Source organism: Acinetobacter sp. WU_MDCI_Abxc222 (assembly GCF_025514755.1).
Taxonomy (GTDB): Bacteria; Pseudomonadota; Gammaproteobacteria; order Pseudomonadales; family Moraxellaceae; genus Acinetobacter; species Acinetobacter geminorum.
Genome location: NZ_JAHPVG010000003.1, coordinates 113,646 through 140,613, shown reverse-complemented (window position 1 = coordinate 140,613; position 26,968 = coordinate 113,646). Strand labels below are relative to the sequence as shown.

At 39.0% G+C, this 26,968-nt stretch carries 17 protein-coding genes; 3 read left to right on the top strand and 14 right to left on the bottom strand.

What is annotated here, in order from left to right; all coding sequences use genetic code 11:
- Positions 1–4 precede the first annotated feature (4 nt).
- The 5 genes from KTJ10_RS06590 to KTJ10_RS06570 form a co-directional block, all read right to left on the bottom strand.
- Positions 5–2,644, bottom strand: coding sequence for a bifunctional aconitate hydratase 2/2-methylisocitrate dehydratase (locus KTJ10_RS06590; RefSeq protein ID WP_033848021.1), 2,640 nt, complete (start codon positions 2,642–2,644; stop codon positions 5–7).
- A gap of 253 nt (positions 2,645–2,897) precedes the next feature.
- Positions 2,898–3,260 carry a hypothetical protein gene (locus tag KTJ10_RS06585; RefSeq protein ID WP_081309626.1) on the bottom strand — a complete coding sequence of 121 codons (363 nt, stop codon included), beginning with the start codon at positions 3,258–3,260 and terminating at the stop codon, positions 2,898–2,900.
- Between the two features lie 134 nt (positions 3,261–3,394).
- Positions 3,395–4,630 (bottom strand): lactonase family protein, encoded by a 1,236-nt coding sequence (locus KTJ10_RS06580; protein WP_262441630.1) that lies wholly within the window; start codon positions 4,628–4,630, stop codon positions 3,395–3,397.
- A gap of 271 nt (positions 4,631–4,901) precedes the next feature.
- Positions 4,902–9,410, bottom strand: coding sequence for a translocation/assembly module TamB domain-containing protein (locus KTJ10_RS06575; protein WP_262441629.1), 4,509 nt, complete (start codon positions 9,408–9,410; stop codon positions 4,902–4,904).
- Positions 9,411–9,436: 26 nt separating this feature from the next.
- Positions 9,437–12,172, bottom strand: coding sequence for an autotransporter assembly complex protein TamA (locus tag KTJ10_RS06570; RefSeq protein ID WP_262441628.1), 2,736 nt, complete (start codon positions 12,170–12,172; stop codon positions 9,437–9,439).
- A 166-nt stretch (positions 12,173–12,338) separates the two neighbouring features.
- On the opposite strand from KTJ10_RS06570, the gene KTJ10_RS06565 reads away from it, so the two are divergent.
- Positions 12,339–13,661 (top strand): MFS transporter, encoded by a 1,323-nt coding sequence (locus tag KTJ10_RS06565; RefSeq protein ID WP_233733591.1) that lies wholly within the window; start codon positions 12,339–12,341, stop codon positions 13,659–13,661.
- Between the two features lie 3 nt (positions 13,662–13,664).
- Complete coding sequence (gene coq7 / locus KTJ10_RS06560; protein WP_044102222.1) at positions 13,665–14,300, top strand: 2-polyprenyl-3-methyl-6-methoxy-1,4-benzoquinone monooxygenase; 636 nt, start codon at positions 13,665–13,667, stop codon at positions 14,298–14,300.
- Between the two features lie 46 nt (positions 14,301–14,346).
- On the opposite strand, the gene KTJ10_RS06555 is transcribed toward coq7, so the two are convergent.
- A complete protein-coding gene (locus KTJ10_RS06555) occupies positions 14,347–14,895 on the bottom strand; it encodes a DUF2799 domain-containing protein (RefSeq protein ID WP_017398502.1) in 549 nt (182 codons plus the stop codon).
- Positions 14,896–15,299: 404 nt separating this feature from the next.
- On the opposite strand from KTJ10_RS06555, the gene KTJ10_RS06550 reads away from it, so the two are divergent.
- Complete coding sequence (locus KTJ10_RS06550; RefSeq protein WP_262441627.1) at positions 15,300–16,724, top strand: glutamine synthetase family protein; 1,425 nt, start codon at positions 15,300–15,302, stop codon at positions 16,722–16,724.
- 76 nt (positions 16,725–16,800) lie between these two features.
- Here the strand turns inward: KTJ10_RS06550 and KTJ10_RS06545 are convergent, their stop codons facing one another.
- From KTJ10_RS06545 to KTJ10_RS06510, 8 genes are all read right to left on the bottom strand, one after another.
- Positions 16,801–17,517: a response regulator gene (locus KTJ10_RS06545; RefSeq protein ID WP_000625750.1), complete on the bottom strand. Its 717-nt coding sequence runs from the start codon at positions 17,515–17,517 to the stop codon at positions 16,801–16,803.
- A gap of 11 nt (positions 17,518–17,528) precedes the next feature.
- Positions 17,529–20,183: a sensor histidine kinase gene (locus KTJ10_RS06540; RefSeq protein ID WP_262441626.1), complete on the bottom strand. Its 2,655-nt coding sequence runs from the start codon at positions 20,181–20,183 to the stop codon at positions 17,529–17,531.
- A 38-nt stretch (positions 20,184–20,221) separates the two neighbouring features.
- A complete protein-coding gene (gene kdpC, locus KTJ10_RS06535) occupies positions 20,222–20,827 on the bottom strand; it encodes a potassium-transporting ATPase subunit KdpC (RefSeq protein WP_262441625.1) in 606 nt (201 codons plus the stop codon).
- Between the two features lie 13 nt (positions 20,828–20,840).
- The gene (gene kdpB / locus KTJ10_RS06530; protein ID WP_262441624.1) at positions 20,841–22,880 is read right to left on the bottom strand and encodes a potassium-transporting ATPase subunit KdpB; all 2,040 of its coding nucleotides are present in this window, start codon (positions 22,878–22,880) and stop codon (positions 20,841–20,843) included.
- Between the two features lie 8 nt (positions 22,881–22,888).
- Complete coding sequence (kdpA, locus tag KTJ10_RS06525; RefSeq protein WP_262441623.1) at positions 22,889–24,598, bottom strand: potassium-transporting ATPase subunit KdpA; 1,710 nt, start codon at positions 24,596–24,598, stop codon at positions 22,889–22,891.
- A gap of 258 nt (positions 24,599–24,856) precedes the next feature.
- Positions 24,857–25,294 carry a 2-amino-4-hydroxy-6-hydroxymethyldihydropteridine diphosphokinase gene (locus KTJ10_RS06520; protein WP_262441622.1) on the bottom strand — a complete coding sequence of 146 codons (438 nt, stop codon included), beginning with the start codon at positions 25,292–25,294 and terminating at the stop codon, positions 24,857–24,859.
- On the bottom strand, positions 25,251–25,631 hold the full coding sequence (gene folB / locus KTJ10_RS06515) for a dihydroneopterin aldolase (protein WP_262441621.1): 381 nt from the start codon (positions 25,629–25,631) through the stop codon (positions 25,251–25,253). The genes KTJ10_RS06520 and folB overlap by 44 nt, the downstream gene beginning before the upstream one ends.
- Positions 25,632–25,646: 15 nt before the next feature.
- Positions 25,647–26,945 carry an ABC1 kinase family protein gene (locus tag KTJ10_RS06510; RefSeq protein ID WP_262441620.1) on the bottom strand — a complete coding sequence of 433 codons (1,299 nt, stop codon included), beginning with the start codon at positions 26,943–26,945 and terminating at the stop codon, positions 25,647–25,649.
- Between the last annotated feature and the right edge of the window lie 23 nt (positions 26,946–26,968).

Below are 26,968 nucleotides of genomic sequence, written 5' to 3'. Positions count from 1 at the left end.
CGTATTAAGTCAATTGAGCAGCTTGGATTTTCTTAGTATCAACTTGATCAGCTTCTTTAGTATATTCGCTCATCTTGTCGAAATTTAAGTATTTGTAGATGTCAGCAGAAGCGCTGTCGATTTGCGACGCGTACTGTTGATATTCTTCTGGGCTTGGTAATTTACCAAGAACCGCAGCTACAGATGCAAGCTCAGCAGATGCTAAGTAAACGTTTGCACCTTGACCTAAACGGTTCGGGAAGTTACGAGTAGAAGTCGATACACAAGTTGTATTCGGCGCTACACGTGCTTGGTTACCCATACATAATGAACAGCCCGGCATCTCTGTACGTGCACCAGCACGGCCATAGATGTTATATAAGCCTTCTTCCATTAATTGGTGCTCGTCCATACGAGTTGGTGGAGCCAACCATAAACGAGTAGATAATGAACCACCAGGTACTTTGTCAAGTAACTGACCAGCTGCACGGAAGTGACCGATATTAGTCATACAAGAACCGATGAATACTTCATCAATCTTGTCGCCTTGAACATCAGAAAGAAGTTTCGCGTCATCTGGATCGTTCGGGCAGCAAAGAATCGGTTCTTTGATGTCAGCTAGATCGATTTCGTAAACTTTTAAGTATTCAGCATCAGCATCAGCTTTTAACAAGCTTGGGTTATCTAACCACTTCTGCATGTTTTCAGCACGACGAGCAAGTGTACGTGCATCGCCATAACCTTCTGCGATCATCCACTTCAACATCGTGATGTTAGAACGTAGGTATTCAGCAACTTTCTCTTCAGAAAGTGTGATTGAACAGCCAGCAGCAGAACGTTCAGCAGAAGCATCAGAAAGTTCGAATGCTTGCTCAACAGTCAAGTCATTTTCCATTTCTGATAAATCGATCTCAAGGATACGACCAGAGAAGATGTTTTTCTTACCTTTCTTCTCTACAGTTAAATCACCCGCTTGAATTGCGTAGTAAGGAATTGCATGTACAAGGTCACGTAAAGTGATACCAGGTTGCATTTTACCTTTGAACTTAACAAGTACAGACTCAGGCATATCAAGTGGCATAACACCAGTTGCTGCTGCGAACGCAACAAGACCAGAACCCGCCGGGAATGAAATACCGATTGGGAAACGAGTATGTGAGTCACCACCAGTACCTACTGTATCTGGAAGTAACATACGGTTTAACCAAGAGTGGATAATACCGTCACCTGGACGTAAAGATACACCACCACGGTTCATGATGAAGTCAGGTAATGTATGGTGAGTTGTTACGTCAACTGGTTTTGGATACGCAGCAGTGTGACAGAAAGACTGCATTACTAAGTCAGATGAGAAGCCCAAGCATGCTAAGTCTTTTAACTCGTCACGAGTCATTGGACCTGTAGTATCTTGAGAACCAACAGTTGTCATCTTAGGTTCACAGTAAGTTCCTGGACGGATACCTTGACCTTCTGGTAAACCACATGCGCGACCAACCATTTTTTGAGCTTGTGTGAAGCCTTTGCCAGTGTCAGCAGGTTGTACTGGAGTACGGAATAATGTAGAAGGTGCAAGACCTAATTCTTCACGTGCTTTGGCAGTTAAACCACGACCAATGATCAAGTTAATACGACCACCAGCACGTACTTCGTCTAAAAGTACTGGAGTTTTAAGGTCAGCTTCTGCGATTTGAGCACCATCTTTAAAAGCAGTTACTTTTGCAGCAGCATGGTCAATTTTCAATACTACTTCGTCGCCCATGTTCATGTTAGCAACGTCGATTTCTACAGGTAATGCACCTGCATCTTCCATAGTATTGAAGAAAATTGGAGCGATCTTAGAACCTAAGCACACACCACCGTCTTTTTTGTTAGGAATGTGTGGAAGTTCATCACCAAAGAACCAAAGTACAGAGTTAGTTGCAGACTTACGGCTTGAACCTGTACCAACAACGTCACCAACGTAAGCAACTTGATTGCCTTTCGCGATAAGCTCTTTAATTTGGCTTAATGGACCAACTTCACCTGGTTTTTCAGGGTTGATACCATCACGCTCATTTTTCAACATTGCGTTTGCGTGTAATGGAATGTCTGGACGGCTCCAAGCATCTTGAGCTGGAGACAAGTCATCAGTGTTTGTTTCACCAGTTACTTTGAACACAGTGATTTTGATTTCTTCTGGAACGTCAGGACGGCTGGTGAACCATTCTGCTTCAGCCCAAGATTGTAAAACAGCTTTAGCGGCTTCATTACCAGCTTTTGCTTTATCTGCTACGTCATGGAATGCATCAAATACAAGAAGTGTTTTCTTTAATGCTTCAGCAGCTAAACCTGCAAGTTCGGCATTGTCAAGAAGTTCAACAAGTGGTGCTACGTTATAACCACCCAGCATAGTGCCAAGTAAGTAAACTGCACGTTCTTTAGAAACGAGTGGTGAAGTTGCTTCGCCTTTTGCAATCGCTGCCAAGAATGCTGCCTTTACGTAAGCTGCTTGGTCAACACCTGCAGGAACACGGTTTTCAAGCAAATCTACCAAGAACGCTTCTTCGCCTGCTGGTGGATTTTTTAATAGTTCAACAAGCTGAGCTGTTTGAGCGTCATCAAGTGGCTTCGGTGGGACTCCGAGTGCGGCACGTTCTTCAACGTGTTGGCGGTAAGCTTCTAGCACGGTGTTCATTCCTCTTTTTTTGAAAAATTACTTGCAAATTCCAGCTTTCTTAAAAGCTTCACAAGTAATATGGACTACAAAAGTTTACTAGAGTTCAAGGTAAAAGTTAATGAGCGCGGGGTGTTTCTCCGTGATGCCCATTATTTTGTATCTAAATACCTGTGTCTAAATAATGAGCATATTGGGCTAAATTGAGCTTTTTTTAAACAAAAAGAGCTTCTGCTAGATGAAAATTCAATAATCGCAACCGCAATTAGAACGATTTATATTTTGGCATTTTGTCATGAGGTGTTGCCAAACATTCATCCGTCATTTGCTTTCTAACTTTTTCTTGAATTGCTTGAGGATCTTTTGTCAGTTCTTCTTTTGGAATCGCATAAACTTTTTCAATAATATTAAGAATGAATTTTTTAGTTATCTCATCTTCAATTTTATTTGCATGCTCAACTGCCTGTGTTTTTTCAATTGCTTGCTGACGATCAAAAACAATACTTCTTGCAGCATTTCCTACGCTAGTACAAAAGCCATGCCACTGCTCTTCTGGTGTTAATGGTTTCTTTTCTGAACAACCAACAAAGAGCAAACTCATTGCAATCAATAAAATCTTTTTCATCATTTCACTACACTAATTATTGCTGTCTATATCATACGGAAAATCATCATTTTTGCCAAAACTGCTATAAAAAACCGAGATAACAAAATCTCGGTCTTTTATATTAAGCATTAGAAATGCCAGTTTCATGATTTGGATTAATTAAAGAATTTGATATCCGTAGGTGTTGATATTTTTGCTACATCACCAGCTGGTTTTAAGGTCCCATTTTTTTCATCAAAACGGAATAAACTTATATTATTACTATAAACATTGGTTACATATAGATATTTACCAGATGCATCGAATGAGAAAGCACGTGGTTCAATACCATTCGCTTTATAAACAACTGGCTTACCTAGCAATCCATTTTGTTGGATTTTAAATACTAAAAGTTTGTTGTCTGCACCTCGATTGGCAGCAATCACATATTTACCATTTGGGCTAAGGATAATTCCACTCGCACTCTTAAATTCAGGTGTTTTGTCCTCATGGATCAGTTTCAGCTCAGCCACTTTTTTCAAATGGCCATCCTGCACATTAAATGTCACAATCTCACTTCGCATTTCTGCGGTAACATACGCATGTTTTCCATTTGGTGAAAAAACCATATGGCGCGGGCCAGAACCATGAGTAAAAGTCACATCGCGCTTGGTATCCGCTTCGAGTGGCTGAGCCTTGTTCGGGTTATAACGAAATGCATAGATTTTGTCATTACCGAGATCGCTGGCATATAAATACTTACCATCTGGACTAAAAGTTGTGGAATGAGCATGTCCACTTTCTTGGCGGCCCTTGACGTGACCAGAACCTTCCTCAAAAACAATATTTTGTACTTTTTCACCTAAATGACCGTTTGACAAAATTGGTAAAACAGCCACACCACCTCGCCCTTTATCGAACGCTGAATAGTTCGACACAAACAGGAATTTACCATCTAAACTGATTGTTGCATGTGTTGGATGTCCACCATGACTATCTACTGTGTTCAACACTTCCACCTTTCCGTTTTGAATAGATAATGCAGTCACCGCACCTTCGTTTTCTTCATTTGTGGTATATGCAAAACGGCTATCTTTCGATTTCACAATCCAAGAAGGACTTTTCATTTTCAACACTTTAACAGGAGTTAAAGTTCCATCTTTATTCACTTGAAGCTGGTATAAGCCTTCACTAGCTTGTTTTGGTTTTTGCACAAGCGGTGCATTAGGAATTGATGTCCATGTTCCTACTAAAGCAATTTGTTGTTGTGCAGCATTTACGGTGGAGCACCATCCAAATGACAAAAGCGTCAATGACAATGTTGCTGTTAATTTTTGAATTAGGCCACGATATTTAACGTTTATATCGTTTTCCTTGCCATTTTTAATTTCAACATAAGTATCTATATTCACTAGTATATCCTTGAAAAAACCCACCTTATTTGCACTTATCAACAAGGTATATCAATCTAATTTCATTTAATGTTTCTGAAAACTAATTTATAAAACAACAATTTTCAAGTGAATTTTCTTTAATCAATACCTATCCAAGGTTTCTTTACATTTAAGATAAACGATACTTTAGATGATAAATGCTCACCTTTTTTAAATGTTATGAAGGTGTTATTAAATTAAAAGCCCACAATAGTGAGCTTTTAATTCATTCATTATTGGTTTCAATCAACTAAAAGCGCCAATTGTAGAATAAGTCGATCGCTCTTTCTAAAGACTGACTTGCTTCTAGGTATAAACGTCGATTCATTTGATAACGTAAAGTGAGTTTATTTACAGGAGTAAACACCCCAACACCATAGCGAATAAACAGATCTGGTGTGATATAACCCGTTAAACTCACTTGCGTATCATCACCTGTACCTTGTGCATCTAAAGCTAAACCGCTCAAACCAAACGTACGTCCAATCTGGTTAGTTAAAGCACGTGTACCACCCAAGCCCATACTAATACCTGCAGCTGCAATGGTGTTGTTTACATCAGATTTAAAACCTTCTGCATTACTCAAGCCACTCGAACCTTCATTAATACGACCAGTAACAAGCGCATTTAATGCTTCTTGCTCAGATAAGCCTGCATCGTTATAGACCTGAATGTTTGGTGATGTCGCAGTACCTGTAACACGTACCCCAACCATACTGCCCTGAACATTTTTGTTCGCATCGATATCTAAAGTCGGATTAGCCAATGGTCCATTAAAACGGGCAATTGCTCGGTTCAAGTCTAGACTTTGTCCATATGCTTCAATTTTCACTTTTTGGCTGACACCAATTGCCCCATTAGCTCTCATCGCAGTTTCATAACCACGTTGGCTTAAGTTGAGACGACCAACTAAAGGAATATTACTATTAAAGCCTTGGAAGATGACTTGTTTTCCAATATTAACAGCAATGTCAGCTCGAATATCCCAAGGTTTAGCTGCCCGTAAAATTGCAAGTGGGTCTTGACCTTGGCGTACGATACGGACATCTGATGACGTATTAATGATAGGAGCAGTTGTTTCTGGCATTGATATACGCGCACGAGGAACATCTACTGATCCTTTTAAGCTTAAACGCTTATCAAAAGGATACATATCAAGTGTCAGATTCGGATTGGCAATTGCAGTAATTAATGGCGCTTGGCGTACTAGTAAATTATCACCTTTAAGATTTAATTGAAGGCGCGGCGCATCTTTCCATTCAAAACTACCTTTAAGCAAGCCTACACCTTGCCCACTGTTAAATGCCCCATCAATTGTTGCCATATCCTGACGAATTGATGAATACACTTGAACATTAGTTAAATTTACTGGCAGAGAAATCATGCTGATTGCACCATTTTTCAGACGCATTTCACCAGTAAACTGAGGTTGAGTTAATGTACCGTTGACTTTACCAGCCAAAGCTAACGTCCCACTCATTGAGCGAACATCTTGAATAAATGGTTTCAAAACTTTTAATTGGACATCATTAAAGGCCACTTCACCATGCATTGGCATTGAAGACTGGAATGGGTTGATAATAACGTTCGCATAACCCGTACCAATATCTGGTGTTTTAACATCTACACGGAATAGCAGACCCTCTGATACACTTTTTGCAACCACCCCTAACTCATCATAAGCCAGAGTAGTTGCAGGATCTTGTGGATCCTCAGCAGCTAAACCAATTTCACCTTTACGTGTAATTAAACGTGCATCAAGTTTTGGATTGCCTCCATTTACCCACGATGCCTTAGCGTAACCATTTAATTGTCCGGTCATTGCCAAACCTTCTGGCATAAATGCCGCAAAGTCGCTTAAATCCATGTTTTGAGTTACAAAGGAAATATTACCTCGCGCTTTACTCACCCGTACAGGCTGATCAAAACAGAGCTGACTGTTGGTACTTTGCCAGCAATGTTGACCCACATATAGCTCAGATTTCGCCGAAGAAAAAATTACCGGAGCATTTTGATTTTGTGCCAGACGGATTCGTCGTGAATCAAAACTTCCTTTCTGGATTTGTCCTAACCAATCATTATTTTGGTTAAACCCGCCTGCCAGCTGAACATAGAACTTGGAAATACTATTATTGCCGAGCACTTTCAATAAATGGGCTTTTCTTGTTCCTGTTAAATTCACTTCAGCAGATTGAATTTGTCTATTTCCACTACGCAAATTATCTAATTTTGCGGTTAATTGAGTTGGTGTTGTTTCCGATGTTGGAAGTTCACCCTGAATACTCAATCTCTTCACACTTACTAATGTGTTAAAAGCAAAATTATCTACTGCAATATTTGCTGTTGCTTTTAAACGCGGTTGCGATTGAACATTCAAATCACCATAAGCTCGACCACGCAGTCCAGGATATAACTCGTATAGGGCTGGTGCATTCAGCTTAATTTTTAGATTTTGTGCGTTGCCAGTAGCCTGTAGCTGGTTCTGCCCATACACTAAAAATAAGTTATTTGCTTCAAACTGTTGTGGTAAAAAGCCATTTTGATTGGAATCCATCAATAGAGATAGATTACCTTTACCTCGAACAGGTTTATTATTTAAAAAGCCTGCAAGATTCAATTGCTGAATATTAATTCGCTTCAAGTGATCAGACCAAACCCCTTGGGTTTTCAGATTCCCTGAAATTTCACCTTTAACAGTTGAGGCAAAATATTGAGGTTTAAAGCGCACTAATGAACTATTAATATCCCATGCGATACGGTCTTTTAAATTTACAGAACCAGTAGCATAGATTTTTCCAGCCACCCCATCGTGTTGTAACTGGCTAATTCGAATAAAATCTGGCGTGCCGGCTATAGAAAACTTCAACAAACCATTTGCCTGCTTTAAGGCTTTTAAAGATCCATCATAATTAACCGCAAAGCCTTTAAAGCCACCACCAGCTTTCACGTCATGAAATAATAATGCTGCTGTACTTTTCCCGCCTAAACTTACAGTTTCTTGACCTGCTTGAGCCAATCGACCAGTTAAGTCAATTTTCTCAAACTGAATAATTTGCTGGTTTGGTTTAGCAAAACCATTTGCCTTAATCGAACCATTTAGTAGATTGACTGGCGCTGCTGCATGAATACTTTGCGGATTAAAATCTTTTGCATTTAATAAAGCATTCCAAGCGAGCTGACGTTTTTCAGTAGGTAATAAAACTTTGGCCTGACCTGTTAAGCTACCTTTTTCAGCAGCAAAACTAAAATTAGGGACATTTAAGATATTATCTTTAACATTCAGATTGGCTAGATATTGTCCTGCTGGCAATAAAGTTTTTTCATGCTGATATACTTTTGTAGCAACCTTAATATCTTGTTGACCATCACGTAATGTTAAATCGACTTGACCATTGTCACTACTTAACCATCCAATATAAGGCATTGCACGGTCTATATTCGCCCACGCCACATTCATGAGCATTGGCTGAGGTTTATTATTTTTTTCAGGTGCCTGATTAAGCTTGAGTTTCCAAGACTCGTAACGGTCAAAATCAACGTTAGCAAATACTTCTGTACCTTTTTCCAAAGACCCAGTTGAAGCAATAGCAGCATCTAAACTTGGAGGTAAAAAGTCTTGAACCACCTGAGGAATCGCTTTGTCTTTAGGATTAATACGATCTAAACGACCTTTGATGTCCCAAGTAACATGATCTTTCCAATTTACCAAACCTTTAAGATTAACGGCACCTTTCATAACTTGGCCGTTGAAATCAGTAATATTAAGCTGATGAACTAAATCAGTATTCATTAAAGCGTTGTACTGGCCTTCAGGTAAATTTTCACCCTTTAAATCTGTATCAAGTGTTAAATTAAGTTGTTTAATATCACCTTGAAACTTGATCACACCATTTTTTGCAAAGAGTTTTTGTTCTTGTAGCAAAGGTAAATGATAGTTTTTTAATAATAATTCACCTTGCATTGGAACTTCATCACGAACAGGATGTAAGATTACCCAACCTGTTAATAAATCAGGAGTAGTTGTTGCAACTCCAGCTTTTAAAGTATCTAAACTTCCGCGAGCAGCAACTTTAATATTTTGAATATTTAAACTTTTTAAAGATGGGATTCTTAAATCTGCTGTGGCATCTAATGGATATTTACCACTGAAATCCATTTTACCAGTTGCGTTGTGAACTGAAAGATAGCCCATATCCATACTGGATTTTTCAAATTCTAGTTTTGTCTCTGACCAGAGCGCATCTTGCAAATGGACATTATAGAAACTTACATCTGAGCTCGACAATTTAAGCTCTAAATGGTCAACATCACCTTCATCTACACGTAGAACAAACGGTAATTTGATTGGTTTAAATTCAAACGGTTTACCAGAAGGCGGAGTTTTATTAATAATACGTAAGTTGCGTACATCAGCATGGCTCAAATGCACTTCTTTTTCTAATAATAAAGAGCGCCATCCTAAGCCTACATCAGCTCGATCTAATGAAACATCCACATCTTTTAATTGCACCAACACATTTTTGAGAATAATGCCCCGCAATAAGTTGCCACCTTCATATTCATATTTAATTATTTTCTGAGCTTCTAAAACTCGATCTAATAAAAAACGGCTTCCACGATCCGTTGACATCATGATGACTAACGAAGAAGCCAATAATAACAATATGATCAATATCGTCAGTAAGAAGCTACGCAAAATGCGACGCTTCTTCTTAGGAGAGCTTGGTGCCGAAGTGGGCTGCTGTTCTACTTCCGCCATAAAATAAACCTAATAAAATTTTATTTTTAAAGTTGTGGGCCTATAAAGAAATGTAAACGAATCGGATGGTTCTCATCTGAAATACCCGAAGCGACATCTAAACGGATTGGCCCAATTGGAGACTTCCAGCGAATTCCGACCCCAACACTATAAGCTGCTGGATTATTAAAGTCTTTATCGTAAGCATTACCAAAGTCAGAGAAAACGGCTGCTCGCCATCCATCTTTGAACTGATAGTTATATTCTAAAGAGCCTACAGCTAAAGCCTGGCCCCCAATTTTATATCCATCTACTTCTGGAGAAAGACTTTTATAGTCAAATCCACGAATCGTTTGGTCACCACCCGTAAAGAATCTAAGATTGTATGGAACTTTGTCAAAGTCATCTGTAAAGATATAGCTGAGGTCAGATCTTCCGACGAATTGGTGATCATCATTTTTACCTAGAGAATAAATAAATCTCCAGCCTGCACTCGCAATTGCCATATTGGCATCTGAGAGTAAACTCTCGCTGCCTAATTCTAATTTATAAGTTTGTTTAAAAGCTTTAGTTGGGTTTAAACGTGTATTACTTGAGGTTTTAGATGTTTCATAACTAAACAATAATGCTTCTTGCTCAGATGCAGCTGTTTTAAACGCATCTGGTAATTCAGAAATATCAACATTACCTTTTTGGGTCAAACGATCTAAACGATAACGAACACCAATAGTATGCTGCCAATTTCCTAATGGACGTTTGATTACGCGCTCCCCACCCACAACAGCAGATTCGGTTAACAGGCTTACATCTGGACCAATATCATCCCGTGTTTCACGCTCATAACCGCCCACAATATTGAAATAGTCATTTAACGGATGTTTATAGGGAATACTATATCGACCATCAATCGATTGACGAATTTCAGAAACTTCCAAGTTGGCATCAAATGAATGACCATATTTATTTACGATAGAACGGCGATATTGACTACGTAAACGTGCACCCGTATCGGTTCCATAACCAATACCAGTTTCCAAACTATTTAGCTTGTCAGCATTTAAAGTCACAATAACTGGAATTCTTTTTGTTTCACGTGCTTGAGCTTGTAAATGATCCTGTTCAGTTTCCTGTTCATCATGCTGAGCTGCGGCGCTTTGCAACATCGCAGTTTGAGGCTCTGCCTGTTTTGCATTTTGTGTTCCGGCAAACTGTTTTTCATCGACTACGTTTTGCGTAACTTCTTTATTTGATGTCGCTAATTGACGTGCTTTCGCAAGTTGTCGTTGCTCTGGTGAAAGTAAATTAGACTCATCAACATCAATATTTTGTTCATCCACCAAAGCTTGTAAATCTGGTGGTAGCTCAAGTGGCTTTTCAATTGGGTCTGGTTTAATGCTATCAACCAAAGTGTAATTGAAATAACGTGAGTTGGTTAGGTTATTTGCGAGCACGTTTACACGCCAGAAGGCATAGTCATCACCTTCTTTCCAAGGCGCCATACTTTCTAAGATATTTTGGTTTAATGGCAAAGGTTTCGAAGGATCACTCATACGAAACTCGACCTTGTCTAATTTATAGCGCTCACCAGTCTCGTAGCGTAAATTGATATCGGCCTTATTTTCTGGCTGACTTACTTTTACATCATGCAATCGCCAATAAGCATCAAAATAACCGTTATCAGATGCTGCGTCGACAATACGGGTTTTAGTGGTTTCATATAAACCGTGATTAAAGATATCACCCACATCTTGATCGGGAACTAAGCGAATAACCTGAAATTGCGGCTGCTTTTCGCCTGGACCTGAAAACTCAATATTTTGCTCATTAATTCGTACTGGTTCATTTGGTGTCACTCTGACACGAACACGACTCGGACTTAATTTTTCAAATCGGAACTCAGCATTATAGTAACCAACAGCTTGAGCAGCCTGATTACTTAATGTTCTAAGCTGCGGTAAAGCAGCATTAAAGTCTTCAAAAGATTCTTGAGTAAATGTTGAAAGCTTACCTTTAATATTTTTAGCTAACACATCTGAAGCGCCTTCTACCTCTGCGCTAATACGCGGTACTTGTTCCATCGGAATTGCACGCGGCGGACGTACTTTATTTAAAATACGCTTAAAGAAACCAGCTTGCTCAGGAGGTTCTTCGGCCTCTGGTGTCAATTCAGGTAGTGTTTTTCCAGTCTCATTGGCTTCAACTACAATCTTACTATCAGACTTAATCTCTTGCATAAGCTGATCAATATTTACAGGTGCCTGATTAATTTGATTTAATTCAGATTGAGTTGCATCGCTTACAGTAACTTCAGGGAGTTTCTGAGTCCCATTTTGAAAGTTCTGTGCTTCATTCTTCGCTTCTTCCGCTACCCTATAAATTTCATTTGCCATGTTTTGATCAACAGGCATATCGGGTAAATCTTCAAGATTATCAAGAGTAATTGGCTTAAATTCATCAATTTGATTTGGAAATTGTTCTTGTTGTTGCAATATAGCCAAGCTATCTTGTTGCTGCTGAGCTTGGGTTACAAGTGTAGCGATATCTGTAACTGGAGCAGTATATTGCTCGTTAACCTGAGCTGATTGTTCAGTTGACTCATCAGATACTGTCTGGTTTAAAGTTGTTGATGAACTATTCTCAACAGAAGTTTGAGCAAAACTTGGCGTTACGCAAACGCTTAACAACAAGCTGCTACAAATAAGTTTAGGAATGCCCTGCATTTTTAAAATTAAATGCATAGAATGTGAGAGAGTTGACTGTTTAAACTTAATTTTAGAAGGCATAGAAAACTCTAGACTTATTTTTTAATAAAACGCACCAATGTGAGTGTAAAACTCACTCAAAACCATTGATTTTTCATTTAATCAAGCGTTAAAAATATCATACATGGTTTTCGATGCAAATTAACACTCGGTCACATTTTTTTATAAAACACAATGAAGTTTGCACATGATGAAACAAGATGAGCACCTGATGACCTCACGTCGGTTTGTACCGATGTTTTTTACCCAGTTTTTTGGCGCATTAAATGATAACGTTTTTAAGCAAGCTTTATTATTGGTGATTACTTATGGATGGATTCAGCAACAATCTGCTCCCGTAAGTACTCTTAATAATTTGGCAGCCCTCTTGTTTATTCTGCCATATTTCTTTTTTTCAGCCACAGCTGGACAAATCGCCGACAAATACGAACGATCTCAACTCGTCCGTGGTATTAAAATTTTAGAAATCATCATTATGCTCATCGGTACTGCAGGTTTCCTGTTAGGAAACTTATGGCTACTTCTTTTTGCTTTATTTTTGATGGGTACACATTCGACGTTCTTCGGCCCGATTAAATACGCAATTTTGCCTGAAATCTTAAAACCGAACGAGTTAATGTCCGGTAATGCGCTATTTCAATCCGGCACATCCATGGCGATCTTGTTCGGGATGATCTTAGGTGGCGCAGTAATTGCCTCATCAGATGGTAATTTATTGTGGATTAGTATCACCGTAGTGGCTATTGCTTGCATAGGCTATTTATTTAGTCGCTTCATTTTGCCGCAAAAAGTTGCTGCACCTGACTTAAAGATTGACTGGAATTTCATCCGTACCAGCTTTCAAACTATTAAATATGCCAAAAGCTTACCGCTAGTATTCACAATTTTGCTAGGCAACTCATGGTACTGGTTTTATGGCGCGACTTATTTAACTCAAATTCCGCAGCTTACCCAGCAAAACCTTCATGCATCAGAAAATGTCGTTAGCCTGTTACTGACTTTCTTTTCAGTCGGTATTGGTGTGGGTTCTCTTCTTTGCCGTAAAATTGGTGGTTCAGAAATTAATATTAAAATGGTGCCGATTGGTGCAGTTGGCCTTACTGTTTTTGCGCTCTACCTTGCTGCCAGTTTAGCTTTTGTACCAGAAAAAACTGGGGCATTACTTACGTTAAAGGACGTTTTTACCCAAGGCTGGGTTTACTACCACGTAATGTTAGCGGTGACTTTATTGGGTATTAGTGGCGGTTTTTATATTGTTCCCCTATATGCCATGATGCAGGCTTATTCACCACGTTCACATCGTGCACGTGTTGTTGCAGCGAATAACATCCTAAATGCCGTTTTTATGGTTTCTTCTGCAATTTTTTCAATCTTAATCTTAAGTGTTTTAAAAATTGATATTAAAATACTATTTATTATTACAGCTGTACTTAGTGCAATCTTTAGTATCTGGCTTCTTGCCCGACTAAAACCAATGCTTGCCACAGCCCACCTTTCTTTAGAGGACTAATTTATGCGCCACTATACTGGAATTGATCAACTTATTAACTCTTTTGATCAAGCATTGCGTAGTCTTGTTCCGGGTGCAACAGCAGCACAGCGCCAAAATCCAGCTGAAACAGTAGAAGCAAAACTTGGCGTAGAAGATGCTCGCCATGTCGCAGGTTTAATGCGTGTTAACCACAGTGGTGAAGTCTGTGCTCAAGCACTTTACCATGGGCAAGCATTAACGGCGAAATTGCCAAATGTACGCCAAGAAATGCAACAAGCAGCGATTGAAGAACAAGATCATTTAGCTTGGTGTGAAGATCGTTTAAAAGAATTAAACAGTCATACAAGTTTGTTAAATCCAATCTGGTACGGGTTGTCATATGGCATGGGTGCCCTTGCCGGTATTGCTGGTGATAAATATAGCTTAGGTTTTGTTGCTGAAACTGAACGTCAGGTTAGTCTGCATTTACAAGATCACTTAAACCAGTTACCTGCTCAAGATGAACGCTCTCGTAAAATTTTAGAGCAAATGAATGAAGATGAATTACATCACCGTCATACTGCACTTGAAGCAGGCGGTGTTGAATTACCATATGCAGTAAAAATTACAATGACTGCTATTTCAAAGTTAATGACAAAAACCAGTTATTATCTTTAAAAAAACAAAGGATTGATCTCATTCAGATCAATCCTTTTTTAAAATATTATTTTAATCCATGATCATATTTGAAACGTTCGATATCTCGAATTGAGTTCCAATAGTTTCTGTTAATACGGTCACGATCAATTTGTAATTCTCTTAAAAGTTTACGATAGCGTTCGCGCTCTTCTGGCTTTAATTTTTCGTTGTAAGCATTATCAGAATATTGCTTAAACTTTTCATCATAACGGTCATATTCATTTTTTGCATTGTAGTAATCGGAAGCTGCTCGATAATAAGGTCTTAAACGATTACGCTGCTCGATTGGGCATACATTAATATTGCCGTTACCCTCTAAAGCATTATAAAAAATATTTGATGGCTGGCAATAATACCCTAAGCCCTCTTTATACCCACGTTCATATGACTTTTGATCTGGAACAATATTGGCTTTTCCACACGCTTTATAATATTGATCTAAACGTGGCGAAGATCCCTTTGAACCATCTTTCTCACCCACTAATGACCAATTCGCAGTCTTACATTCTTCTACGCTCATTGCAGCACAACCTGAAAGGCTGATGGCCAGAATGGCTAAACCGATATTTTTCATATTAAGAAAACTCAAAATAAAATTAAAAAACGCAAAAAATAAAATTCCAGTACATGTGCTATATAAGCCTTGCTCAATTCAAGATTTATAAATAAATGTTTAACTGGATAAGCATTTAAGTTTAAAACAGTTTGACCATCTCACCAAATGAGAAGCTTAAATTTTTAGCTTTGTTTAATTTTAAAAAGAGAAATCAGTAGAATTTTATAATGCGCTGACTGCTCTTATACGCTAATTTTACTTTAAAAATTGATAATAAGAATTAGATTCAATGCATTGATTATTAATAAATAAAAACAATAAAACCCATAAAAAAACCTTTCATCATTTTACTCTTTTTTTACGAGATTAAAGTCAAAGGCTACGTTAGGATTTTAGCTAAATAACCACCAAGGTTTTTTATAATGAGTACGCTTATTTACCCAAATTTAAACTTAAAAGATCCTCACTTTAAGGCATTTAAAATATCAGATAATTTTATTCCTCCGACACAATCTGGTAGTTTCCAGTCAGATCTTTTTTTAAAAGAAGTTGATGAATATTTAAGTTTATATCCTCACACTCAGCACATTGATATTTGTCTACATGACTTAAACGGGCATATTCGTGGCAAACGTATTGATGTTAAGAGTCTGAAAAATTTATCTAATGGATGTTATTTTCCTCTTTCTGTTTATGCCATGAGTCTGGATGGAAAAGTGATTGAAGAAACAGGCTTGGGAAAATATATTGGTGAACCAGATAGACTTTGCCTGCCCATTTTAGGCAGCTTGCAACCAAGTGCCTTATCCCCAGAATTAAATGCTCAGCTTTACCTATCAATGCGAGAAGAAGATGGTTCAGACTGTCGCTATGAACCACGCAATATATTAAAAAAATTATTAAATCAGTTACATACTAATAATTATTTCCCTGTCATGGCTGCCGAGCTAGAGTTTTACCTTTTCTCACCTCAGCATCAGTCTGAAACCTGCATAGAAAACCAATGTTTCGATATAGATGCACCGAATAACTATCAGCAAGTCCTAGATGAAGTTGAGAAAGCAGCCCTACTTCAATCTATTGAAATTACCGCTATTGTTGCGGAATCATCCCCTGGACAATACGAATTAAATCTTCAACACAGCCATGATATTTTAAAGCTCTGCGATCAAATTAATGCTTTAAAAAGAATTGTAAAACAAGTCGCAAGAAAGCATGACTTAACCGCTTGTTTCATGGCGAAACCAAACTTGGCAAAGGCTGGTAGTGGCATGCATTTTCATATGAGCATACTTAATCAATACCATAAAAATATATTTAGTTCAGAAGTAGTAAAAGATGAGCTTTCAGCCAAATTATTGAGCGCGATTAGCGGACTCATTGAGTTAATGCCTGCATCTATGGCGATTTTAGCGCCTAATATTAATTCTTATAGACGTTTTAAAATTGGTCATCACGTGCCATTAGAAGCCAATTGGGATACTAACAACCGAAATGTCGCAATCCGTATTCCATGCTCGGATTTACAAAATCAACGCTTAGAATATCGTGTTGCTGGAGCTGACTGTAACCCCTATCTCGTTATAGCGACTATTTTAGCGGGCGCGTCTTATGGCTTATCTCATAAGTTACCGCTACCAAAACCTACACATCTTTTAAAATTTCCAGACGAGCACATTTTATTAGCCAACAATCAGCCGGAAGCCTTAAAAATATTTAAAGGAAGTCTTATTTTAAAAGGATATTTAGGGGCAGACTTTGTAGAACATTGGTACACGGTTAAACAGGCTGAATATCAAAATATTTACAGTCAAATGACTGAAGCAGAACAACATTGGGATATATAAATAAAAAGAGCAAAAAACTATAAACCACTTTGCAAACCCTTAGGGAGAAATACCCTAAGGTTTTTTTTATATCTAATTAATGATTTTTCTGTTTAGCTAAAAAACGTAACCCAACACCTGGTTCAGTAGCAATATAACGTGGCTGAATCGCGTTATCCCCCAGTTTACTGCGTAACTTGCCCACTAAAATACGTAAATAGTGCGTATCTTCCTGATGAGTTGGCCCCCATAGTTCTTTTAAAAGCTGTGGCTGTGTTAAAAGCTGCCCTTGATAACGCATTAATAACGTCAAAAGTTGAAACTCTTTTCGAGTTAAAGTAATTGGCTGTTGCTCGACCCAAACCAAACGTTGCGTGACATCGACTTTAAGATAACCATCGTCATACACATGAGCTTCTTGCTGAATCGGTTGATTTCTTAAAATGACACGAATGCGCGCCAAAAGCTCCTGCACACTAAAAGGCTTAGTCATGTAGTCATTTGCGCCTGCGTCTAGCAAGGCAACTTTTTCATATTCATCAGCACGTACAGATAACACAATAACGGGAACGTTCGACCAGCTACGTAATTCTTGAAGCACTTCTTTTCCATCTAAATCGGGTAAGCCTAAGTCTAAAATAACCAAATCAGCCCCTTGGGTTGCCAAAGCCTCTAGGCCTTTGTAACCCGTTTCGCAGAGCGTGGTTTTATATTTTTGAGTTCTTAAAGCAATGTCTAGAAATTTACGAATTTGAGGCTCATCATCAATAATCACAATACGTGTTTCTACAGGTGAGGTTTCGGAACTTATCATGAATTTACAACTTATTCTTTTACTGGGTGAATGGGTAATCTGATTTGAATTAAAGTACCTTTATTTTGGCGCCCTGAAAATGCTTCTATTGTACCCATATGAGCACCAATAATCGCTTTTACGATTGTAAGCCCTAAACCAGTACCAAACTTTCCACGGTCTCCTCGTTCCATCGTGTAAAACATATCGAAAATACGATGTCTTTCGTCTTCAGGAATTCCCGCTCCTCTATCTTCAATTTCAATTTTTACTTCATCTTCTGACACAAGATGAGCACGAATCATGACTGGTTCATCTGGAGGTGAAAAGTTTGCGGCATTTTCTAAAACATTAAAAATAGCTTGTTCTACCAGTGCTGGGTGAACATATAAACTAATTTGTTGCTCAGGTAACTGAACGACCACTTGTGTATCTGGTTTATAGCGCTTTAAACGGCGAGTTGCCGAACCAATTAATTCATCTACCCCAATCCAGTCTCTTTTTAAAGTTAGACCTTCGTGTCCCAAACGAGTCATATCAAGCAAGTTTTGAATATAGCGGTCTAAGCGCTCACCTTCTAAATGAATTGTTTCAAGTAGATCTTGTTGGTCTTGTTCTGTCATTTCAGCTTTAAAATTCGCAAGTGTGTCTGCTGCCCCAATAATAGAAGCGAGTGGCGAGCGTAAATCATGCGATACCGAAGATAATAAAGCAGAACGTAAGCGCTCTGTTTCACTGGTTACTTTTGCTTGTTCAAGTTCATTGACCAATTGGGTTCGAAGTACTGCCTGCGCAATATATTCGATTACACTTTCAGTCAATTTCTTTTGCTCAAAATTTAAGGAAACCACTTCATCATTAAAGTAAATTCCTACAATACCTAGGCTATTTTTTTGTTCTAAAAGTGGTAAAAACCACCAGTTTGACTGACTCAGAGTATCGGTAAAACGTCCGCACGGTTGTTGATGTTTTAAGCACCAATCTGCCGCGACTTTTTCTTTATCGTTTAACTCTATATCCGATGAAATGACTCTATCTTGAATAGAAATCCACACCTTAGTTTGAAGTTGGGTTTCTAAAGTCATTCGTCCTGTTTGCATAACTTCTTCAAGATTTACTGCACTAGAAAGTTTACGTGCTAAGTCTTGCATTACCATAGTGTAAGCATTTGCAGCTTTTAAGGATAAAACCTGCTGACGTAATTGAGAGGCCAACCGTCCAGCAATTAAAGCTGCCGCAAAAAAAGCAACAACAGTGACCACGCCTTGGTGTGCTGAAATTTGTAAGGTAAAACGTGGTGCAATAAAGAAAAAATTATAGGCCAAGAAACAGATTAAAGCTGCGACTACAGCAGCGAGCATTCTAGTTTTCGTCGCTACAATTAAAACTGAAATAATGAAAATGACAGAAAAGTCTTCAATACCTAAGAGAACTTCGGCAAAGTGAGCTATAAAAATACTTGCGCATGTAACCGCTAAAACAAAAATACTTTCTTTTAATGATAAAAATGATGGTTTTTCAATCTGATTGATCTTTTTAGTACCCTGTTCTGGGTGCAAAATGGTTAAAGCAATTGAGTTTTCTTGATTTAATAATTGCTGAGCTAAATTTTTCTTAAATAACTTTAACCACCACGGTGAAATACTTTTGCCAATGACCAGATTGGAAATACCTCGATCAACAGCCGCATCCATTAATACTGACGCAACTCGATGGCCATATAAAACTTCTGTTCGACCACCGAGTTGTCGAGCCAGCTCAAATGCCCGGTCGATTTCAATATATTCCTTTTTATATGAATTTCCTGAACTCTGTCCAAAGTCCAGACTTTTAGCAACATTCACTACAGTCCATGTAGCACCATTACGTTCTGCTAAACGACAGCCTGCTCGCACTAAATATTCAGAAGAGCCTTGCCCATCTATCGCAATCATCAATTCATTTTGCAACGATATAGATTTCAAACCCTTAGAGGCATAACTCTCTTTTAAGTCTGAATCGACATGCTCAGCAACGCATTGCATTGCGAGTTCACGTAATGCTGTTAAATTTGAAATGCTAAAAAAACCTTGTAATGCCAGATTTGCTTGCTCTGGTACATAGACTTTCCCTTGATGAAGCCTTTCGATAAGCTCACTGACTGGTAAATCAATTAAGCGAATGTCTCGAATACGGTCAAATACCCGATCTGGAACCGTTTCATTTACTCGAATGCCTGTAATTTGATAGACCACATCATTTAGGCTTTCTAAATGTTGAATATTAATGGTGGTGAATACATCAATACCTGCGTCTAGCAATTCATTGACATCTTGCCAACGTCGTTCATGACGACTATTCGGTACGTTACGATGAGCCAACTCATCGACCAAAACAATTTCTGGATGCCTGAGTAAAATAGCATCCAAGTCCATTTCTTCTAAAGTATGCCCCTGATATTGCATTTCCTTTCTAGCAATTTGAGGTAAGCCTTCCAAAATTTTTAGAGTTTCTATTCTTCCGTGGGTTTCAACAATACCAACAACAACATCTGTGCCCTGTTGAAATAATTCTTTGGCGCGGGCAAGCATGGCATAGGTTTTTCCTACACCTGGTGCCGCACCTAAAAAGACCGTTAGTCGACCGGCTTGATATCTGTTGACATGATTTAATAAGGCCTCAGCCTGATTTTCGCGATTGCTTTGCACTTGATATCATCCGGTAAACTAACAACTTTATTTTTAAGTTAATGTGTAGATTGTAATTGATCTAAAGCGATATTTAGCTCTAATACATTAACACGAGCTTGCCCTAGTACACCAAACTGCTTCGGTTCAACATACTTTTGCAAAAGCTCTTCCACAATCTTAGGTTCTAAATGACGCGTTTGAGCCACTCGAGCAACCTGTAACTGAGCAGATTCAGGACTAATATGCGGATCAATACCACTACCAGATTTAGTCACCAAATCACTTGGAATAGGTGTATTGCCCGTGTGATCTTGTTTTTTCACGTCAAGAATCTGAGCATCAATTTGTTGCTGTAGCTCAGGATTAGTGCGCGCTAAGTTTGTACCTGCCATAGCCATCGGGTCATAAGCGACTGCTGAAGGTCGCGGATGAAAATAAGCCTCTCCAACAAATGGCTGAGCGACTAATTTTGAGCCTAGAACTTTATGGTCTATTTCAACCAAACTACCATTCGCTTGATTGTTAAATAACACCTGTCCCGCACCTGTAGCAATCGCACTGTAAACAGCACCACATCCGACAAGGGTAAAAATTAGAAGTCCGAAAGATGCTCTTAAGGTCTGACCCCAATTTGCTTCTGAATTTTGTACATAAGTTTTCATTTCAAACTCCAGATTACAAACCAAATAATTGAACAATCACTACATCAATCGCTTTAATGGCAATAAATGGTAGAACCACACCACCCACACCATAAATCAACATATTTCGACATAGTAACTGAGTTGCAGTTGAAGGTTTAAATTTCACGCCTCGGAGTGCGATCGGAATTAATAGCGGGATAATAATCGCGTTAAAAATTAATGCAGATAAAATCGCGCTGTTTGGACTTGCTAAGTGCATTACATTCAATACTTGCATTTGTGGAATCGCAGCAGCGAACAATGCAGGCAAGATGGCAAAGTATTTAGACACATCGTTTGCTAACGAAAATGTTGTTAAAGCACCACGGGTAATCAGTTGCTGTTTGCCGATCTCGACCACAGCAAGTAGTTTGGTTGGGTCAGAGTCTAAATCAACCATATTGCCGGCTTCTTTCGCAGCTTGTGTACCTGAGTTCATGGCTAAACCAATATCGGCCTGAGCCAAAGCAGGTGCATCATTGGTTCCATCACCAACCATCGCCACTAAACGGCCTTGTTGTTGTGCGGTGCGAATACAGGCCAGTTTATCTTCCGGTTTTGCTTCAGCAATATAATCATCTACACCAGCTTCAGCAGCAATCGCGGCAGCAGTTAATGGGTTATCACCTGTAACCATGACGGTTTTGATGCCCATTTCTCTTAAACGGGCAAAACGTTCTTTAATGCCGTGTTTAATCACATCTGAAAGTTCAATCACACCCAACACATGATGTTGATTAGCGACGACTAAAGGTGTTGCACCTTTTTTAGCAACTTGTTCAACACGCGCTTTTAACTCTAAATCTTGAGAATAATCTTCATCTACAAACTTCAAGATTGCATCTAAAGCACCTTTACGAATTTGGTCACCACTCGGTAAATTCACACCAGAAATTCGAGTCGAAGCACTAAAAGAGATAAATTCGGCTTGCTCAGGTTCTTGCTGTTTTAGACCTTGCTCTTTTGCTAACTTAACAATCGATTTCCCTTCTGGTGTTGGATCCGCAAGTGAACTTACCCAAGCAGCAGCTCTCAACTCAGACTCGGTTACCGAAGTTAAAGGATAAAAAGAAGTCGCTTGACGGTCACCATAGGTAATGGTTCCTGTTTTATCGAGTAAAAGCACATCAATGTCACCCGCAACTTCTACCGCTTTACCTGATTTTGCCAAAACATTGGCTTTGAGTGCACGGTTCATCCCCGCAATACCAATCGCAGGTAACAAGCCACCAATGGTTGTTGGAATTAAGCAGACCAACAGCGCCACAAGCACCACTGGATCAAGTTCAATATGCAAATACTTGGCAATAAATGGCAAGCTAATCACGACAATTAAAAACGTGATTGTCATCACCATTAACAAGAAGCCAAGCGCAATCTCATTCGGAGTTTTTTGGCGATTTGAGCCTTCAACCAAAGCAATCATACGGTCTAAGAAACTTTGACCAGATTCAGCAGTCACTTGCACAACAATACGATCTGTAAGAACTTTGGTTCCGCCAATAACACCTGAACGGTCTGTTCCAGCTTCACGTAACACAGGTGCTGACTCACCTGTAACAGCTGATTCATTAATAGTGGCAAAGCCTTCTACAATCTCACCGTCGGCTGGAACAAGCTCACCTGCATGTACTTCAATAAAATCATTTAAATGAAGTTCAGTAGCTGCAACTTGAGTCGCTTGACGGTCTGTCAAAGAGTTGAGTCTTCGAGCCGTTAAATTTTCTCTTGCTGCCCGTAATGAAGATGCCTGCCCACGACCTCTGGCCTCTGCAACTGCTTCAGCATAGTTAGCAAATAAAATGGTAATAAACAGAATTGCTGTAACCACTAAACCAAATAACAGCGTGGTGTAACCCAAGATTGTACTAATGCCTGTAACTACTGTTCCAAGCCATACGATTGCCATCACAGGATTTTTAATTGCATGCTGGGGTAGCAGTTTCACAAATGCATTTTTCCAAACTTCAAAATTTGGCACTGCCATGGTTTGTTTATGGCTATTTACATGAGTTTGTGTATTCATTTTCACTCCCCTCCTTAGCCTTTAACCAACAAAAGGTGATCAGCAATAGGCCCAAGGACAAGAACTGGCATAAATTGTAATAAGGTAAGCAACACAACAATCGTAATCAGCGTTAAAGCAAAGGTTGGAGTTTCAACTTGAAGACTACCTGCTGTTTCCGGTGCTTTTCTTTTTGCTGCTAAACGTGTTGCAATCATTAATGGCAAAATTAAGGTCGGAAAACGTCCTAACAGTAGAGCGATACTACAAGTAACATTCCACCATACAGTGTTGTCTCCAAGACCTTCAAAACCTGAACCATTGTTGGCAAATGCAGAAACATATTCGTAGAACACTTGGCTAATACCATGTGGTCCCGGATTACTAATTCCAGATATGCCTGGAACGCTGAGGCTTAATGCGGTAAATGCAAGAATGACTAAAGGTTGAATCAAGATAATAATCGCGAGCAATTTAATTTCTGCTGCTTCAATCTTGCGCCCAAACAATTCAGGGGTACGGCCTGTCATTAAACCTGCAATAAATACTGCAAGTAATAGATAAATCATAAACTGTTGCAGACCACAGCCCACACCACCCCAAATCGCATTAATCAGCATGTTAATGAGTTCGACCAAACCGGTAAGCGGTGCAGAGGAATCATGCATCATATTGACTGAGCCGTTATTCACCTGTGTAGTAAGCGCTGCCCAAACTGCTGATGCTGCTGGTCCAAATCGTTGTTCTTTACCTTCCATTACAGCAAGCTGAGATGCTGTCGATGACATACTCTCAGACCAAACAGCCGCTGCACCTGAAATAATCGACATGAAAAGCATGCTACCAAAGACAAAGTAAGCAAACTTTTTACGCTGGGTAAAATGCCCGACCATAAAAATGACTGTGATTGGAATAAGTAATATCGCAATCATTTCTAATAAATTAGAAAGCGGTGTTGGATTTTCTAAAGGCACAGAACTATTTGGACCATACCAACCGCCACCATTACTACCCAATTGCTTAATCGCTACCATTGGCGCAACTGGCCCTAAAGGAATTTTTTGAGTTTCAACGCTATTGGCTTTATCAATAAGCTGTACTTCCGGCCCACCTTGGAAAGTTGCTGGCACGCCTTGGCTGTTAAGCAACAATGACCAGACAAAACAGAGTGGAAGCAAAAAGCGAACTGTAGGACGAATTACATCTGCCCAATAGTTACCAATTAAAATTTGATCTGGCTGCTCGGCAACATCGGCCGTAATATGGCTTGGACGCTGATAAAAAAAAGCTCTTAAGGTCGCAACAACCAAAGCCAGCCCCATCATTGGAGTAATGACTTGCAAACCTACAATACCTGTCATTTGCGACAAATAAGATAATTGAGCTTGACCAGAATAATGCTGTTGGTTGGTATTAGTTAAAAATGAAATAACCGTGTGTAACGCTAAATCCCAACTCATATTTGGTGCATGGTTAGGGTTTAATGGTAGCCATGCTTGCGTCATAAAAATAGCAAGAATAGCCACTGCAAGAAAAATACAGCTCACAACAAATGCTAGAGAATATTGTTTCCAATTCATTTGTTGTTGTGGAGATACACCTAATAAGCGGTATACAGGATTTTCAATCCAACGAAATAATCCATCACCCCATATCGGCTGATTTGCCATCACTTTGGATAGATATTTACTGAGGCACCATGCTAGAAAAATAGCAATAAATAAAACAAGTATAAGTTCTAACATGGCTATTCTCCTCTATACCCCTTGGCTTGATTTGCCAAACTGGAAATAAGGAGAGATAGAGAAATATCATTTGTTTTAAGTCCGCATAAGACAATGCCAGACTGATGCAAGATGCGCATTTGAGAATTTATAAGCATCTTTATTGTCCTGAAATAACACTAATTTAGTGAATTTCAGTATCGATAAAATGCCCGTAAATTCTCTATTGAGGAAATCAAAGCCCGCGTAAAGTTTGCGTAAAATTTAGTTTGAAGGGTATTAAACTGTAAAATTAACGACTGGATAAATCATGCTATCAGCCTTTAAGGTTTCACAATGCCAAAGTTCATATAAAGGAATTTTTACATCGAGTGCCAAAGGTAGCTTTTTAGAATTAAATTGCATATAGTCCAGATCACTACCCCATGCAATCAAATCTACATCTAAAGAAATATGATGCGACGGACGAACACGTCCCGAATCTGACTCAAGTTTCTTTAAAAAAGATTCAATTTGGTCACACGATAAAGTGCTTTTTAATAGACATGCCGAATTCCAATAATCATCTCCAATACCATCTCGGCATGGAATTTGATAAACAGATGAAAACTGCACTTTCCCCAATGTTGCCAATTGCGTATAAGCAAAAGTAAAGTGCTGATCTGCGTCTAAATTACTCGCTAAGGCGAGCGCAAAAATTGTTTCTGGTGCGTTCAAGACGAATTCCTACAGCACTTGCTTCTGCAATGATGGCTGGCTTACGGATGGTTATGGTAATTTTTTCAATTGATGGAAAGGTTTCAAACAAACATTGTAAAACCAGATGTGCTGCATGCTCGATTAATTCAGGTTTAGCTTGTTGAATGGTTTGAGCCGATAACTCACAAATCTGCGCATAGTTGAGAGTGTCCTCAAGCTTGTCAGACTCTGCTGCTCGGCTCAAATCATTATGGATGGTTAAATCCAACATTAAAGGTTGAATGATTTGTCTTTCCCAGTTGAAACAGCCAATCACTGTCTCAACTTTCAAGCCTTCAATAATAATGGCATCCATAAATTTAAACTGACCTTAGTGCTTTAATAACGAAGCAGGTTCCATATTTTGAACCATTTTCAAACGTTGGTCTGCATAAATATCAGTATATGGTGCGAGTACGCGCATAAAACGATCGAAATAAAGCATTTGCTTAAATAATAAGGCAAAATCACGTGGGAATTTAATCCCGTGGCGCTCGCCGACACCTACCATATCCATCATAATGTCATTTAAATCGGCTGGATTTGAAGACAAGATCTGTTGCGGATCGGCCATTAATACGCCATTAAACAAACGCTCTAGATCTTGAGCCAACACCTGAACGTCAATTTTGTTATGGGTCATGCCCATTTTCAGCATATTTTCAGCCATTGCCTGATAATTAGTTTTTTGTAAGGCATCCATAAATGCAATACATGCAGTCCAAACTTCAGGTTTTAACTGTCCCACGATACCAAAATCGATAAAACCAATACGCCCATCTTCAAGCAACATTAAGTTCCCAGCATGTAAGTCAGCATGGAAACTCTTACATAGCATGAGACTACCAAACCATGTATTCATAGCAGTAATCAGTACTTGCGATGGATCTTTAGCATATTGTTTTACGACACTAAAATCTGTCAAAGACACACCGTATAAACGCTGCATAGTTAAGACACGGCGCGTAGAAAACTGATGATAAACTTTAGGCGCTGTCGCTGCTTTATTTTGTGAAATATTAAGATATTCCACAAAATCATCTAGGTTTTGTGCTTCTTCAATGAAATCGACTTCACGGACCATACGGCTTTTAATTTCATCTACAATTTCTGAAAGAGCTGCGAATTTGATCTTTGGTACTGCGCGTTCAAGCAGCTTGGCAGCCCAATGCACCACACTTAAGTCCGTATATAAAATGGTTTCAACGCCAGGCTTTTGTACTTTAATAACAACATCTTCACCTGTAGTCAGCTTAGCTGCATGAACCTGAGCAATTGACGCAGAAGCTAATGGCTTTTCATCGATGTAGCTAAAAATCTGGCTTAAATCACGTCCTTCAAACTCAGATGCAAGCACACCTTGAATATAACTAAATGGTAGTGTTGGTGTCTGGTCTAAACAACCTTGAAATTCTTCTACATATTCACGTGGGAAAAGCGATGGCGTACTCGCAATAAACTGACCAAGCTTAATATAAGTTGAACCAAGGGACTCAAAAGTCTCTCGCATGAGTTTGGCATTACTTGGTTTTTCAGTTGCGTATTTAATTCCAGCTTTGGCGGCAACCACTGCTGTTTCACCAATGCGGGCGACTGAACGTAGCCCATCAAACAAAATATTTTTTTTCATATTTCTTCAAAACCAAATCATTC

Bases quoted from the DNA above. Each gene is read 5' to 3' on its own strand.
- kdpC (WP_262441625.1), bottom strand. From the start codon at position 20,827: ATGAAAACTTATGTACAAAATTCAGAAGCAAATTGGGGTCAGACCTTA.
- coq7 (WP_044102222.1), top strand. From the start codon at position 13,665: ATGCGCCACTATACTGGAATTGATCAACTTATTAACTCTTTTGATCAA.
- KTJ10_RS06545 (WP_000625750.1), bottom strand. From the start codon at position 17,517: ATGATAAGTTCCGAAACCTCACCTGTAGAAACACGTATTGTGATTATT.
- KTJ10_RS06575 (WP_262441629.1), bottom strand. From the start codon at position 9,410: ATGGCGGAAGTAGAACAGCAGCCCACTTCGGCACCAAGCTCTCCTAAG.
- KTJ10_RS06510 (WP_262441620.1), bottom strand. From the start codon at position 26,945: ATGAAAAAAAATATTTTGTTTGATGGGCTACGTTCAGTCGCCCGCATT.
- KTJ10_RS06555 (WP_017398502.1), bottom strand. From the start codon at position 14,895: ATGAAAAATATCGGTTTAGCCATTCTGGCCATCAGCCTTTCAGGTTGT.
- kdpA (WP_262441623.1), bottom strand. From the start codon at position 24,598: ATGTTAGAACTTATACTTGTTTTATTTATTGCTATTTTTCTAGCATGG.
- KTJ10_RS06565 (WP_233733591.1), top strand. From the start codon at position 12,339: ATGATGAAACAAGATGAGCACCTGATGACCTCACGTCGGTTTGTACCG.
- KTJ10_RS06550 (WP_262441627.1), top strand. From the start codon at position 15,300: ATGAGTACGCTTATTTACCCAAATTTAAACTTAAAAGATCCTCACTTT.
- KTJ10_RS06585 (WP_081309626.1), bottom strand. From the start codon at position 3,260: ATGATGAAAAAGATTTTATTGATTGCAATGAGTTTGCTCTTTGTTGGT.
- KTJ10_RS06570 (WP_262441628.1), bottom strand. From the start codon at position 12,172: ATGCCTTCTAAAATTAAGTTTAAACAGTCAACTCTCTCACATTCTATG.
- folB (WP_262441621.1), bottom strand. From the start codon at position 25,631: ATGGATGCCATTATTATTGAAGGCTTGAAAGTTGAGACAGTGATTGGC.